The sequence below is a fragment of the Amycolatopsis sp. TRM77291 genome (assembly GCF_054166285.1).
In genome coordinates this window covers 5,117,882-5,131,280 of record NZ_JBSZHF010000001.1, presented here as the reverse complement: position 1 = coordinate 5,131,280, position 13,399 = coordinate 5,117,882, and the positions used below count along the sequence as shown (strand labels likewise).

At 69.8% G+C, this 13,399-nt stretch carries 12 protein-coding genes and 1 pseudogene; 7 read left to right on the top strand and 6 right to left on the bottom strand.

Annotation, left to right across the window (positions count from 1 at the left end):
* Window positions 1-95 precede the first annotated feature (95 nt).
* The 4 genes and pseudogenes from ACXIZN_RS23765 to araD form a co-directional block, all read right to left on the bottom strand.
* Entirely contained in the window at window positions 96-605 is a 510-nt protein-coding gene (locus ACXIZN_RS23765) for an MFS transporter (RefSeq protein ID WP_457960582.1), read from the bottom strand.
* A gap of 280 nt (window positions 606-885) precedes the next feature.
* Window positions 886-1,344 (bottom strand): annotated as a pseudogene (locus ACXIZN_RS23760) (MFS transporter); the annotation flags it as partial.
* 227 nt (window positions 1,345-1,571) lie between these two features.
* Complete coding sequence (locus tag ACXIZN_RS23755) at window positions 1,572-3,374, bottom strand: VanW family protein (RefSeq protein WP_457956964.1); 1,803 nt, start codon at window positions 3,372-3,374, stop codon at window positions 1,572-1,574.
* 149 nt (window positions 3,375-3,523) lie between these two features.
* Window positions 3,524-5,242 (bottom strand): L-arabinonate dehydratase, encoded by a 1,719-nt coding sequence (araD, locus tag ACXIZN_RS23750; protein ID WP_457956963.1) that lies wholly within the window; start codon window positions 5,240-5,242, stop codon window positions 3,524-3,526.
* A 35-nt stretch (window positions 5,243-5,277) separates the two neighbouring features.
* On the opposite strand from araD, the gene ACXIZN_RS23745 reads away from it, so the two are divergent.
* From ACXIZN_RS23745 to ACXIZN_RS23735, 3 genes are read left to right on the top strand one after another with little or no spacing between them, the layout of a single operon-like run.
* Window positions 5,278-5,937, top strand: coding sequence for a GntR family transcriptional regulator (locus ACXIZN_RS23745; RefSeq protein WP_457956962.1), 660 nt, complete (start codon window positions 5,278-5,280; stop codon window positions 5,935-5,937).
* The gene (locus ACXIZN_RS23740) at window positions 5,937-6,440 is read left to right on the top strand and encodes a metallophosphoesterase family protein (RefSeq protein WP_457956961.1); all 504 of its coding nucleotides are present in this window, start codon (window positions 5,937-5,939) and stop codon (window positions 6,438-6,440) included. Before ACXIZN_RS23745 ends, ACXIZN_RS23740 begins: the two co-directional genes overlap by 1 nt.
* Before the next feature lie 18 nt (window positions 6,441-6,458).
* Window positions 6,459-7,451 carry a PHP domain-containing protein gene (locus ACXIZN_RS23735; RefSeq protein WP_457956960.1) on the top strand — a complete coding sequence of 331 codons (993 nt, stop codon included), beginning with the start codon at window positions 6,459-6,461 and terminating at the stop codon, window positions 7,449-7,451.
* 295 nt (window positions 7,452-7,746) lie between these two features.
* Here ACXIZN_RS23735 and ACXIZN_RS23730 read toward each other — a convergent pair whose 3' ends face one another.
* On the bottom strand, window positions 7,747-8,916 hold the full coding sequence (locus ACXIZN_RS23730; protein ID WP_457956959.1) for a saccharopine dehydrogenase family protein: 1,170 nt from the start codon (window positions 8,914-8,916) through the stop codon (window positions 7,747-7,749).
* Window positions 8,917-8,936: 20 nt separating this feature from the next.
* A complete protein-coding gene (locus ACXIZN_RS23725) occupies window positions 8,937-9,578 on the bottom strand; it encodes a GOLPH3/VPS74 family protein (protein WP_457956958.1) in 642 nt (213 codons plus the stop codon).
* A 189-nt stretch (window positions 9,579-9,767) separates the two neighbouring features.
* Between ACXIZN_RS23725 and ACXIZN_RS23720 the strand changes: the two genes are divergently transcribed.
* Genes ACXIZN_RS23720 through ACXIZN_RS23705 form a run of 4 tightly spaced genes read left to right on the top strand, consistent with a single transcriptional unit; the run spans window position 9,768 to window position 13,391 of the window.
* On the top strand, window positions 9,768-11,237 hold the full coding sequence (locus tag ACXIZN_RS23720) for an APC family permease (RefSeq protein ID WP_457956957.1): 1,470 nt from the start codon (window positions 9,768-9,770) through the stop codon (window positions 11,235-11,237).
* The gene (locus tag ACXIZN_RS23715) at window positions 11,234-11,806 is read left to right on the top strand and encodes a GNAT family N-acetyltransferase (RefSeq protein ID WP_457956956.1); all 573 of its coding nucleotides are present in this window, start codon (window positions 11,234-11,236) and stop codon (window positions 11,804-11,806) included. The genes ACXIZN_RS23720 and ACXIZN_RS23715 overlap by 4 nt, the downstream gene beginning before the upstream one ends.
* A gap of 23 nt (window positions 11,807-11,829) precedes the next feature.
* Window positions 11,830-12,141 (top strand): hypothetical protein, encoded by a 312-nt coding sequence (locus ACXIZN_RS23710; protein ID WP_457956955.1) that lies wholly within the window; start codon window positions 11,830-11,832, stop codon window positions 12,139-12,141.
* A 41-nt stretch (window positions 12,142-12,182) separates the two neighbouring features.
* Window positions 12,183-13,391, top strand: coding sequence for a cation:proton antiporter (locus tag ACXIZN_RS23705; protein WP_457956954.1), 1,209 nt, complete (start codon window positions 12,183-12,185; stop codon window positions 13,389-13,391).
* Window positions 13,392-13,399: the final 8 nt, after the last annotated feature.

The window sequence follows — 13,399 nt, the reverse complement described above, 5'->3', positions numbered from 1 at the left end:
TGGGTAGGCGTGGGTGCACCACGCGTGACCGGATCGGGGAAGTGGAGGGGGGTGAGCTCCATGCGCGGGCAGAACTGGTGAGTACCCGGTTCCGGTCAAAGGGGGTGAAGCGGGGCCACGTGGCGCCAAGCCCGGGTGGCCGGAACAGCCACTACGAGACCGGCGAGTGCGATGACCGAGACCGTCGTCGCGGGTGAACCGAGTACGCCGACGAGCAGGCCGCCGGCGATCAGCCCGATTCCCTGCACGGCGATGAGTCCCGACCCGGCGAGGCCGAACGCCTGGCCTCGTTCGGTGTCGGGTACCAGCCGCATGAACGTGGTGCTCGCGGTGACCTGGTAGGCCGCGCACATCCCGGACAGCACGAGCAGTCCGGCGGCGTAGGGGAGCGACGGCCGGAACCAGAACCCCGCGAGCGGCACGATCGCACCGAGCGCCAGCCCGCCGACCATGCGCAACCGGACTTCCGGCCGCACCAGGCGGCCCAGTACGAACACCCCGAGCACGATCCCCGCGGGATGCGCCGCGAGCAGCAGTCCCGCCGTCACCGCGCCGCCGCCGATCTCCGCGGCATAGGGCACGGCGAGCCCTTCCGGCACGATCACGAAACCCGCCAGCCAGGCCAGGCCGACCAGCGCGCGCAGCCGTCGGTCGTGCCAGATCGTGCGGGCGCCCGCCCGAAGCCGCCGCAGGGTCGACGTCGCCGGCCCGCTCGCGCCCGACGCGGGCCGGGCGCGGACACCGAGCCGCAGGACNTCTCCCCCACATTAACCCCCCCCGCCCCCCCCTGCGGGGGGGGCCCCCCCCACGAAGCCGCCGCAGGGTCGACGTCGCCGGCCCGCTCGCGCCCGACGCGGGCCGGGCGCGGACACCGAGCCGCAGGACGACGGCCGAGAAGGCGAACGTCGCAGCGTCGATCGCCAGCCCGCGTCCCGGCCCGATCGCGGCGATCACCACGCCGCCCAACGCGAAGCCGGCGAGCTGGCCGACCTGGTTGGTGATCTTCAGCAGGGACTGGCCGAGCACGTACCGGTCCCCGCTCAGCACCGACGGAAGGACCGCGGCCTGCGCGGCGGTGAACGGCGCGTTGGCCAGTTGCACCACCACCAGCACGGCGGCGAGCACGGGCAACGGGATGCCGGGGAGGGCGAGCACCGCGACCAGGAGCGCGCGGACGACGTCGGAGCAGACCATCACCGCGCGGCGCGGGAACCGGTCGGCCAGGCCGCCGAGCAGCGGTCCGCCGATCAGGTCGGGCAGGTAGGTGAGCGCGTAGGTCAGCGCGGGCCACGTCGCCGAACGGGTCCGCTCGAACACCAGCACCGACAGGGCGACCCTGGCCACCTGGTCACCGAGGATCGACTGGAGTTCCGCGAACCAGATCGCCCGTAGTTCGCCGACCGCGAGGACCTGCCGGAAGGTCGCCTTGGGCTCCACGAGGTGACCACCCCCGCTCGATCGGGTGAGTCACTGAGCGTACCGCCCCGCACGCGTGCGGTGAAACGGCGAAGCGCGTGAAGGCCCCCTTCCCTCGACTGAGCCGAGGGAAGGGGGCCTTCACGCGCTAGGAACTACTCCGTGCCGCAGGTGATCTTCGGCTGCGGGTTGTAGTGCACGTTCCGGGTGTGCCGCCGGATCTCGCGGCCGGTCGCGGCGTCCTTGATCACCCGGGTGTCCGACGTGGTGAAGCCGGGCGCGCCGTTGCTGGGCTTGCAGTTCTCGGCGGGGCCGGGCTTCGTCGGCGGCTCGGACGGGTTGGTGCGGCCGCCCGGGATCGACTCGACGGTGTACTTCTTGGTGCCCCACAGCCGGATCGTGATGTCCGACGGCGTCCAGATGGTCTGGATCGCGACACCGGTGTCCGTGTCGTTGGTGAACTTCAGGTCGATCACGCTGCCGCCGCCGTGGTTCTGGAACACGGTCGCCTCGCGCGCGGCGGGGTAACGGCTGATGTAGTAGCTGTGTTCCTTGTGCTCGGTGTCCTTCATGCCGGCGAAGTACGAGGCGTTGTACAGCGTGGTCGCGAACTGCGAGATCCCGCCGCCGACCTCGCGGCCGGGGGCGCCGTCCTTGATGACACCGGCCTCGACGTAGCCCTGCGCCGTGCCGCGCGGCCCGGTGAACCCGTTGAGGCTGAACGTCTCGCCCGGTTTCACGATGGCGCCGTTGACCTTCTGCGCCACGACCCGGATGTTCGTCCCCGAGTCCGGCGCGAACCCGCCGGTCTTGAACTCGCTGACGACCTCCTTGATGCCGAGCTGGTTGGCCTGCTCGGTGGTCACCTTGGCCGGGGTCTTCTTGTAGGTCACCGGCAGCTCGCGGGGCGCGGCGCGTTTGAGCACGTCGAGCACCGGCTTGAGGCTCGGCTCCCAGTCGACGACGTTGGCGTCCTCGGAGGGCTGCACGGTCGGCTTGCCGCCTTCGAAGACGATCTGCGCGTCCTTGCCCTCCTTCTCGGTGGACTTCAGCTGCGGGCCCGCGGCCTCGATGATCTTGTTGTTGTCCACCTTCGGGTTCAGCACCCCGCCGTCGACCGGCTCGAAGGTCAGCGCGGCCGCGATCTGCGCGGGTTTGACGACGGCGTCCTTGCCCTCGCCCTTGATGACCATCGGCGACGCGACGGCGGGCTTCGCGACCTGCTCGAGAGCGGCGTGGACGGCCTCCGGCGAGACCTTGACCGGGGTCTGGGTGACCGCCAGCGTGAGCGGCTCGCCACTGGCCCAGCGCTCCAGGATGGTCTTCTTGGCGGCTTCGAGGTCGAGCTTCTGCCCGGTCTTCGGCTCGACGGCGACCGGCTTGGCCTCCTCGAAGCGCACGGTGCCCTCGATCGGATCGCGATCGACCTTGTCGCGCAGGTTCTCCAGCGCGGCGGTGAGCTTGGCGTCGTCGGTCTGGGTGACGACGCCGACCTCGGTGGTCGAGAAGAACGACGCGATCCGGGTGAACGGGTTCAGCGGCTGGTCACCGGCCTGGTCGAGGGTGGCGGGCCAGTCGAGGCGCAGGCCGGCGTTGTTCGGCGCCAGCGACTCCTCGGCGTCGCCAGCGACGACCTTCACCGGCCGGGTCAGCCGCGGCTCGATACCGCCACGGAGCTCCTTCTCGGCCGCCACGCGGTCCATCCCGCCGACGTCGACCCCGGCGACGGTGACGCCGCGGGGGACGCTGCCCTGTGAGACCAGCACGTCGAGGGCGTACGCGACGACCAGCAGGCCGAACACGCCGCCGCCGATGAAGGCGGCCTTGCGGTAGCTGCGACGGCGCTTCGGTGGCGAGGGCTCCTCCGGCGTGGCAGACTCCGCGAACCCGGGCGTGACGACCGGGAGAATGTCCGTCTGCTCAGCGTGGGACTCGGGCCAGCGCGGTTCCTGCGGCAACTCTCCACCCTCCACGGTCCGGCGAGGCCGGGCGTCGTGATCCAACATCCGGGCCTTCCACACGTTCCGGACGTAGGTTCAAGATACGGGGCGCGTTTTGTAGTCGTGCAACTCGCCCGGTTGGGTGAGCGCATCACTCCGTCGGGTGGTCACTGGGCGTCAGGTTCCGGATTTTCGCCCGTTTTGGCGAGAAAGTCGAAGTCACAGCCCTCATCGGCTTGCGTGATGTGTTCGGCGTACAACGCGCCGTAACCCCGTTCGTGCCGCGGCGCGGGTGGGCTCCACCGTGCCCGGCGACGTTGCAATTCCGCATCATCGACGTCGAGGCTCAGCCGTCGCGAAGGGACGTCCAAAGTGACCGGATCGCCGTCGCGGACCAGCGCGAGCGGCCCGCCCACATGGGATTCCGGCGCGACGTGCAGCACGCACGCGCCGTAACTGGTGCCGCTCATCCTGGCGTCGGACACACGGACCATGTCCCGCACGCCCTTGGCCAGCAGGTGATCCGGCAGCGGCAGCATCCCGTATTCGGGCATTCCGGGTCCGCCGAGCGGGCCGGATCCGCGCAGTACGAGGACCGAGTCCTCGGTGATGCCGAGTGTGGGGTCGTTGATGCGCTTCTTCAGGTCCTGGTAGTCGTTGAAGACCACCGCGGGTCCCGTGTGGACGAGCAGCCGGGGTTCGGCGGCGATGTGCTTGATCACCGCGCCCGACGGCGCGAGATTTCCGCGCAGCACCGCGACTCCGCCTTCGGTGGCGACCGGGTTGTCACGCGTGCGGATGACGTCGTCGTTGTGCACCCGTGCCGTTTTCAGGTCTTCGCCGAGGGGCCGGCCGGTGACGGTGACGCGGTCGGTGTGCAGCAGGTCGGTCAGCCGGGAGAGCAGGCCGGGCAGCCCGCCCGCGTAGTAGAAGTCCTCCATCAGCCAGTCCCCGCCCGGCCTGATGTTCGCCAGTACCGGGACCCGGCGTGCGATCGCGTCGAAATCGTCCACGGACAACGGGATCCGCCCGCGACCGGCCATCGCGATCAGGTGGATGACGGCGTTGGTGGAGCCGCCCAGCGCCAGCACGGTGGTGATCGCGTCGGCGTACGCGCGTTCGTCGAGGATCTTCGTGATGGTGAGGTCCTCCCGGACCATCTCGACGACCCGCGCGCCGCTCGCCGCGGCCATCCGGTGGTGCGCCGAGTCGACGGCGGGGATCGACGCCGCGCCGGGCAATGTCAGCCCGAGCACTTCGGCGACCGACATCATCGTGGACGCGGTGCCCATCGTCATACAGGTTCCGGGAGAACGGGCCAGCCCACGCTCCAATTCGGACAGTTCCCCGTCGCCGATCAGCCCGGCCCGCTTGTCGTCCCAGTACTTCCACATGTCGGTGCCGCTGCCGAGCACCTCGTTCCGCCAGTGCCCGCGCAGCATCGGGCCGGCGGGGACGAAGATCGCGGGCAGCCCCGCGCTCGCCGCGCCCATCAGCAACGCCGGTGTCGTCTTGTCGCAGCCGCCCATGAGCACCGCGCCGTCGACGGGGTAGGACCGCAGGATTTCTTCGGTCTCCATCGAAAGCAGGTTCCGGTAGAGCATCGGTGTCGGTTTCTGGAACGTCTCCGACAGGGTCGCGACCGGGAACTCCAGCGGGAATCCGCCTGCCTGCCACACTCCGCGTTTGACCTGTTCCGCCCGCTCGCGCAGATGCATGTGGCAGGGGTTGATGTCGCTCCAGGTATTGAGGATGGCGATGACCGGTTTCCCGAGGTGCTCCTCCGGGTTGTAGCCGAGTTGCCTGGTCCGGGCCCGGTGGCTGAAACCGCGTAGTTCGTCGCCGCCGAACCAGCGATGACTGCGGAATTCCTCAGGGTTCCTCATGAAGCCGAGTATGGCATCTCATATATGATCGCCCCATGTCCTCGACCTTCAGCCTGCCCGCTTCCCGGACCGAAGTGGTGCTCGAAGAGATCCGCCGCGGCATCCTCACCAGGGAGCTGGAGCCCGGCCAGCCGCTGGTCGAAGCCGAACTCGCGGCCCGGCTCGGAGTGTCGAAGACACCCGTGCGCGAGGCGCTGAAGGTGCTCTCGAACACCGGCCTGGTGACTTTCAGCCCGTACAAGGGCGCCTCGGTGTGCGTGGTCGACGCGGAGCTGGCGAAGTCCGTCTACGACGTCCGCATGGTGCTGGAGCCCGAAGCCGTGTGCCGGTCGGTCGAGCGCCGCTCACCGGACCTGTTCGAAGACGCCGCGGAGGCGTTGAAGGAGGCGTCGGCGGCGATCTCGGACAAGGACCAGGCCGCGCTCAGCCTGCTCAACCGCCGGTTCCACCGCGCGCTCTACAGCGGCTGTGGCAACCCGCTGATGGTCTCCATCCTCGACGACCTCAGGGACCGCGCGGCGCTGATCAGCGTGGTCGGCTGGGCGGCGAACCCCAGCTGGCGCAGGGAATGGGCCGAGCACAAGGCGGTGCTGGCGGCGGCGAAGAAGGGGGACGCCGACGGCGCGGCCGGGCTGCTGCGCGCCCACATCGGCGGCTTCCTGGACCGGATCCTCGAGACCATCGGAGACGAATGATGCGCCTGCTGCTCATCGCCGACACGCATCTTCCGCAGCGCGCGAGGGAGCTGCCGGCCCAGGTCTGGCGCGAGGTCGAGGCCGCGGACGTCGTCATCCACGCCGGTGACTGGGTCGAGGTCGCCCTGCTAGACGAACTCGAGGCCCGGAGCAAGCGGCTCATCGGGGTCTACGGCAACAACGACGGCGCGGACCTGCGGGCGAGGCTCCCTGAGATCGCGCGGGCGGACCTCGGCGGCGTCCGGCTGGCGGTCATCCACGAAACCGGCGGCAAACAGGGCCGCGAGCGCCGCTGCGATGACCGGTTCCCGGATACCGACGTCCTCGTGTTCGGGCACAGCCACATCCCCTGGGACACGGTCACGCCGAACGGGCTGCGGCTGCTGAACCCCGGCTCGCCGACCGACCGGCGGCGCCAGCCGTTCTGCACGTACCAGACCGCCGAGATCCGCGACGGCGAGCTGCGCGAAGTAGCTCTTCATGAGCTGCCGCTTCGCCGCTGACCGGGTAGACAGGTAGGCATGGAACCGGCGCAGGCGTTGAGGGAGATCGCGTTCCGGCTGGAGCGCGCGGGCGAGCCGACCTACCGGGTGCGGGCGTTCCGGCAGGCGGCTTCGGTGATCGCCAAGGTTGAGCCCGACGACCTGCGCAAACGCGCCGAGGCGGGCACGCTGACCGCGTTGCCGAATATCGGCAAGGCGACCGCGGCCGTCGTCGAAGACGTCCTCGCCGGCCGTCGTCCCGCGTACTTCGAGAAGCTCGGCGAGCCGAAGCTGCCCGACGGCGGCCCGATGCGGGCGGCGTTGCGCGGCGACTGCCACACCCATTCGGACTGGTCCGACGGGGGGAGCCCGATCGAGGAGATGGCGGAAGCCGCCCGCTCGCTCGGCCACGAATGGATGGTGCTGACGGACCACTCGCCGCGGCTCACCGTCGCCAACGGTCTGTCGCCGGAACGGCTGCGGCGGCAGATGGACGTCGTCGCGGAACTGAACGAGACGATGACGCCGTTCCGGATCCTGCACGGCATCGAGGTCGACATCCACCTCGACGGCACGCTGGACCAAGAGGAAGACCTGCTGGAGCAGCTGGACTTCGTCGTCGCGAGCGTGCACTCGAAACTGCGGATGCCCGCGAAGGAGATGACGCCGAGGATGATCGCCGCGGTGCAGCATCCGCGGGTCCGCGTGCTGGGGCACTGCACCGGGCGGCTGGTGATGGGAGGCCGCGGGAAGCGGCCCGAGTCGGAGTTCGACGCGGAAGCCGTGTTCACCGCGTGCCGGGACAACGGCGTCGCCGTCGAGATCAACTCGCGCCCCGAGCGCCGGGATCCGCCGACGCGGCTGCTGAACCTGGCCGTGGACCTGGGCTGCGACTTCGCGATCGACAGCGACGCTCACGCCCCCGGCCAGCTGGACTGGCTGGTCTTCGGCTGCGCGCGGGCCAACGAGCTGGGGATCGAGCCGGACCGGGTGATCAACACACGGACCGCCGAGGAGCTGCTGGCCTCGTGAGTGGTCAGGACGGTTAGAACCGTCCTNCAACCAGTGGGACGACGGGGACGCCTTGAAGGCCCTGGTCGAGGGACGCGCGGCGGTGACCGCGGAGCAGTTGAGGACCGCTGACCTCAAGGTACTCGTGAGTGGTCAGGACGGTTAGAACCGTCCTGACCACTCACGAGACCAGCTCCACTCGGTACCCGGCACCGTCCTGGTGATCATGTCGCGAAAGCCACTTTCGCGACGTCTGATGTCCCGAAAGTGGCTTTCGCGACACCGGCTCCGGCCACCCTCGGCAGGAACCGTCCACTCACGAGAGGGTCGCGAAGCGCAGGCCCGCGTCGCTCAACCTGTCGATCAGCGCCTGCCCCATCGCGGTCGCCGTGGTGACCTGCCCGGCCGTCGCGGGCAGGTCGTCCAGCGCCAGGCACAGCGCGGACTCGCCGAGCATCTTCGCCGTCTCGCCGTACCCCGGGTCGCCGCCGGACACCTCGGTCACGACACGTTCGCCGCCGCTCTCGGCGTGGAACCGCACCGAGAACCACGACCGCGCCCGTCGCTGCTCGTCCGGGCCGCTGCCGGGTTTCAGCAGTTTCGACAGCGCCCGTCGCGCGGGCGGGATCTGGGCGGCGGCGAAGACGAGACCCATCCCGGCCGCACCGACGGCCACCACCGGAAGCCGTTTGATCGCGGCGAAATGCCGGTACGTGAAGTCGGGGCCGTACACCGGGAGCGCGGCGGCGGACCGTTCGACGATCATCGGGTCGATGGTCGGCAGCGGCACCGCCCAGAAACCACCGGGGCTGCGATGCGGTGTGCCCAGCGTGGCGCGCGCACGACGGCCCTCCGGTCGCGGTTCGGCCGCCGCGCGGTCCCGGGCGGCGCGGAAACTGGACGGCAGCCGCGAAAACGCCGTCAGCGCCGAGAGGAAGGTGCCGCCCGAGGGCGCCGCGCCCGCGCGGACGTACCCGTCGATCCGGATCGGTTTCCCTTGCGGCAATCGGGAAACTGTGAAGAGCGCGCCGAGGTCGTGCGGGATCGAGTCGAAACCGCACGCGTGCACGAGCCGGGCACCGGTCTCGACGGCGCGGGCGTGATGGGCGAGGTACATCTTGTCGACGAACTCGGGCTCGCCGCAGAGGTCGGCGTAGTCGGTCCCCGCCTCGGCGCACGCGGCGACCAGTGGCTCTCCGAAGTGGACATACGGGCCGACCGTGGTGGCGACGACCTTCGTCGACTCGGCGACCCTCCGCAGCGAGTCCGCGTCGGAGACGTCAGCTCGCAACAGTGGCAGTTCGGAGAGCGCCGGGTTGATCGAGAAAAGCTTTTCCCGCAACGCCTCCAGCTTGCCGGTGTTCCGCCCGGCCAAGGCGAGGCGCAGACCGGGCGGCGCGGCGCGGGCGAGATATTCCGCCGTCAGGCCACCGGTGAACCCGGTGGCGCCGAACAGGACGACGTCGTGGTCACGATCGGCAGGCATGGGCGTCAGGCTACCGCCGGTCATCGCCTGTCGCCGGTGTAGACGACGGCGGCGCTCACCGCGTCCACCCCCGAGATCAGTTCGGCGAGCGCCTTCGGGAGTTCCCGGTGCGTGGACCCGGCCCAGGCCCGCAGGCCGGCGCGGTCGAGTTCCGGTTCGCAGAAATCGTCGATACCGATGGTCCAGGCCAGCAGGGCGAGGCAGACCGAATGCGGATCCGGCTGTTCGGTGCCGAGGACGGCCGCCCGCACCTTGCTGCGCGCGGCCGTCGACATCAGCAGATCCCGCGGCGGATACCGGTGATTCTTCCGCAGGAGCATCCGGTCGGCTTCCCGGTCGATCACTCCCGCGGCGAGCAGGTTCTCCGCGACCGTTTCCCCGAGATCGTGGCGGAGATGGCCGACCCATTCCCGGACGGTGTGCCGCTCGGGTTCGCGGAGGATTTCCGAGAACACCCGGTCCAGCGGGGGATGGGCGAGGCCGCGGCGGGTCAACGGCCGGATTCGTTTGCGTTCCACGGTGATCCGCTCGGCGAGGAGGAGATCGCAGAGCGCGGAACCGGCCATTCCGATGCCGAGTCCCGTGCGGCGCAGCGCGGGTTTTCCGGTGAACTCGTCGTGGGCGAGGAAGAACAGGGAATCGACCAAGGTCAGCCGACGCATGAATGGCACGCCCCCCGGCGTCGTAGTGCGGGACGGCCAAAGTAGCGGTAGCGCGCGGACCACTGCGACCCGAGGTCTGTTTTTAGCCTGAACGGACGTACCTCGCCGAGGTGGCCGGCCCTAGGGTGGGATGGCTCTCGCAAGATCAAGAAACTTCAGCGCCAAACCTACGTCCGGGGGGACGGGTTCATGGGTACGCAAAGGCCGCGGCGCGGTCTCGGCCATCGACGGCTCGGAGCCGCCCAGATCGTGTTCTTCGTGGTGGCCGCGGCGGGTCCGCTGTTCGCCATCGCGGGCGGCGTCCCGACCAACTACGCGGTCACCGGCAGTATCGGCGTGCCGCTGTCGTTCCTCCTGCTCGCCCCGATCCTGGGACTGTTCGCGGTCGGATACGCCGCGATGAGCCGCTACATCACCAACGCGGGCGCGTTCTACCCCTACGTCGCCAACGGGATCGGCAAATCCACCGGCGCCGGGATCGCGTTCGTCACGCTGATCTCCTACAACGCCATCCAGATCAGCATCTACGGTCTGTTCGGCTGGTCGGTGTCGACCTGGCTCGGCACGCTCACCGGGTCCCCGCCGCCGTGGTGGCTGTGCGCGCTGGTGATGGTGCTGATCATCGGCGCGCTCGGCGTCCTGCGGGTCGATCTCAACGCCAAGGTGCTCGGGGTGGCGCTGTGCCTCGAAGTCGCCGTCGTCGTGATCGTCGACATCGCCTTGTTCGCGAATCCCGCCGGTGGCGGCGTTTCCTGGGTCCCGCTGGAGCCGTCGAGCCTGTTCACCACCGGGGCGGGCGCGGTGTTCGCGTTCTCCGCCGCCGCGTTCATCGGTTTCGAGGGCGCGGCGACCTACGGCGAGGAGACCCGCGAACCCAGCCGCACGGTCGGCCGCGCGACGTACGCGGCGATCGGGCTCACCGCGGTGCTCTACGTCGTCTCGTCGCTCGCGCTGGCCGTGGGGACCGGACCGGACGTCATCGTCACCACCGCGGCCGCGCAGGGTCCGGACCTGCTGTTCAACCTGGCGGGCGAGCACCTCGGCGAGACGTTCTCCAATGTGGCGTACACGCTGTTCGTGACCGGCCAGTGTGCGGCGCTGCTGAGCTTCCACAACGCCGTCGCGCGGTACTTCTTCGCGCTCGGCCGGGAAGGGTTGCTGCCGCGCTCGCTGGCCAAGACCAGCAAGCGCACCGGCGCGCCGGTGGCCGGTTCGCTCACGCAGACCGCGCTCGCGCTGGTGGTCGTGTCGCTGTTCGCGATCGCGGGCCGCGATCCGGTGACCGAACTGTTCACCTGGCTCGGCACGACGGCGTCCACCGGGGTCGTGGTGATCATGATCGCCGTCTCGCTTTCGGTGATCGGCTTTTTCAAACGGCGCCGCGACGCCGAAAACGCCTGGCGCCGCTGGATCGCGCCGGGCGCGGCGATGCTCGCGCTGTCGGCCGTCCTCGCGCTGATCCTGCTCAACTTCGATCTGCTGCTCGGCCCGGCTGGGACGTTCCTGTTGCGCTGGGGGCTGCCAGGTCTCGTACTCGTCGCGGCCCTGGCCGGCTTCCTGCGCGCGGAGGTGTTGCGGACCAAGGACCCCGAGACCTACGCCGCCATCGGCGGCCCGCTCGAAGAAGACGAACCCGTGGCACTGGGGGTGGGGCGATGATCATCCGGTCCGCCGAACCGTCCGAAATGGACACCGTGGTCGACGTACTGTCCGAGGCCTTCCATGAAGACCCGGTGAGTATGTGGGTCTTTCCCGGCGACGAGCGCCGCGCGGTGGCGCTGCCGATCTTCCATCGGGCGGTCGTGCTGGGGATGCTCGCCGCCGGCGGCCACGCCGACGTCACCGACGACCTGTCCGCCGTCGCACTTTGGGCGCCCGGTGGCGACGAGGACGTCGACGGCGAAGCCTTCGCCGGACTCACCGGGGAAGAAATCGGAAGGCTCGCGGCGTTGTTCGAGTTGATGACGGAGCACGCTCCCGGCGGCGAGTACCACCACGCGCAGTTCATCGGCGTCCGCAAGAACGCGCAGCGGCGAGGGATCGGCGCACGGTTGCTGAAGCACGGGCTCGACCGGTACGGCGCGGTGCCCGCGTACCTGGAGGCGAGCACCGCGGAGAGCGCGAAACTGTACCGGCGGCTGGGTTTCCGCGATCACGGGCCGGCTTTCGCCGTCGAGGGCGGGCCGCCGATGCTGCCCATGTGGCGGGAGCCGTCGATCAGTCTATAAAGGACTGGTAAAGTGGCGGGCAGATGACGACGAACCGTGCCCCCGCCGCACGGCACCGTTCCGTCTTCTTCCTGCTGATCTTGCTCGTCTTCGCCTTCGTCACGCCGACCGTCCCCCACGGGCACGGCCGCACCGCGAAGGAAGATCCCGTCGCCGTCTTCGCGACCCATCCGCTGCCCGCCTTCCACGGCGGGCAAGCCGTTCCCCTCGCCGACGCTCCCGCCGAAGCGGAGACCGTCGACCTCCCCGACGCGGGCCACGCCCCAGAGCAGGGCGAACCCGTCGTCGTCACCCGGGCGGTGCCCCAGGCACCCGCACGGGCACCTCCGCGCTGACCCGGTCCCCAAGCCGCATCAGCCATCCATCGGAGGTCTCCATGAGTTCCGGTCATGCCCTGCTGGCCGTCGGCGGGGCGTTCCTCGCCGCCGGTGTCATCGCCAGAGCGGGCGCCCGTATCGGGCTGCCGACCATCCCCCTGTTCATGCTGGCCGGTTTCGTCTTCGGCCCCAACACTCCTGGACTGTCCCTTGTGGACGATCCGGCCGAACTCGGTGTGCTCGCCGGGCTCGGTCTCGTCTTCCTCCTGTTCTACCTCGGCCTCGAATTCTCCCTCGACGACCTGGCCAAGGGCGGGCGCAAACTCGTCTGGTCCGGGCTGATCTACCTGATCCTCAACATCGGCGGCGGTCTCGCGTTCGGCTTCCTGCTGGGCTGGGGGACCAGGGAGGCGCTGGTCATCGCCGGTGCCATCGGGATCTCGTCGTCCGCGATCGTCACCAAGCTCCTGCTCGAATCCCGCCGGATGAACAACCCCGAATCCCGGCTGATCATGGGCATCATCGTGATCGAGGACCTGTTCCTCGCGCTCTACCTGGCGTTGCTGCAGCCGGTGCTGTCCGGCGCCGGGAGCTTCGGTTCGGCGCTCGCCGACTTCGGCAAGGCCTTCGCGTTCCTGATCGTGATGGCCGCGCTCGCCCGCTGGGGTGGCCGGGTGGTGTCGAAGCTGTTCGGTTCGGCCGACGACGAGCTGCTCACCGTCTGCTTCGTCGGTGTCGCGGTGATGGGCGCCGCCGTCGCCGAAGAGGTCGGGGTGTCCGACGCCATCGGCGCGTTCATGGTCGGCATGATGCTCGGCGGTTCGAAGGTCGCGCCGCGTATCCACAAGCTGGTGCTCCCGCTGCGGGACGCGTTCGGCGCGCTGTTCTTCTTCATCTTCGGGCTCAGCATCGATCCGAACGCGGTCGGCTCGGTGGCCGTGCCGGTGCTGATCGCGGTGGCGCTGACGATCGTGCTGAACCTCGGCGCCGGCGCGCTGGCCGCGCGAGTGAACGGTTTCGATCGCCAGGCCGGGGTGAACATCGGCCTCACCGTGCTCACGCGCGGCGAGTTCTCGCTCGTGCTCGCCGCGATGGCGACGGCCGCTGGGCTGGACTCGCGGGTCGCGCCGTTCGTCGCGGGCTACGTCCTCCTGCTGGCCGTGATCGGTCCAGTCGCGGTCATCCGCTCGGAGAAACTCACCTGGTTGCTACCGGCGAGTATTGTCCGAGGCTCGACCCGCCGCGACGAGCCGGCCAGGGCGACGTGACGAGGAGG

What these genes read in the sequence shown, in the direction of transcription:
- ACXIZN_RS23745 (WP_457956962.1), top strand. Translation starts at nt 5,278, where the DNA reads ATGTCCTCGACCTTCAGCCTGCCCGCTTCCCGGACCGAAGTGGTGCTC.
- ACXIZN_RS23715 (WP_457956956.1), top strand. Translation starts at nt 11,234, where the DNA reads ATGATCATCCGGTCCGCCGAACCGTCCGAAATGGACACCGTGGTCGAC.
- ACXIZN_RS23740 (WP_457956961.1), top strand. Translation starts at nt 5,937, where the DNA reads ATGCGCCTGCTGCTCATCGCCGACACGCATCTTCCGCAGCGCGCGAGG.
- araD (WP_457956963.1), bottom strand. Translation starts at nt 5,242, where the DNA reads ATGAGGAACCCTGAGGAATTCCGCAGTCATCGCTGGTTCGGCGGCGAC.
- ACXIZN_RS23725 (WP_457956958.1), bottom strand. Translation starts at nt 9,578, where the DNA reads ATGCGTCGGCTGACCTTGGTCGATTCCCTGTTCTTCCTCGCCCACGAC.
- ACXIZN_RS23705 (WP_457956954.1), top strand. Translation starts at nt 12,183, where the DNA reads ATGAGTTCCGGTCATGCCCTGCTGGCCGTCGGCGGGGCGTTCCTCGCC.
- ACXIZN_RS23730 (WP_457956959.1), bottom strand. Translation starts at nt 8,916, where the DNA reads ATGCCTGCCGATCGTGACCACGACGTCGTCCTGTTCGGCGCCACCGGG.
- ACXIZN_RS23710 (WP_457956955.1), top strand. Translation starts at nt 11,830, where the DNA reads ATGACGACGAACCGTGCCCCCGCCGCACGGCACCGTTCCGTCTTCTTC.
- ACXIZN_RS23735 (WP_457956960.1), top strand. Translation starts at nt 6,459, where the DNA reads ATGGAACCGGCGCAGGCGTTGAGGGAGATCGCGTTCCGGCTGGAGCGC.
- ACXIZN_RS23720 (WP_457956957.1), top strand. Translation starts at nt 9,768, where the DNA reads ATGGGTACGCAAAGGCCGCGGCGCGGTCTCGGCCATCGACGGCTCGGA.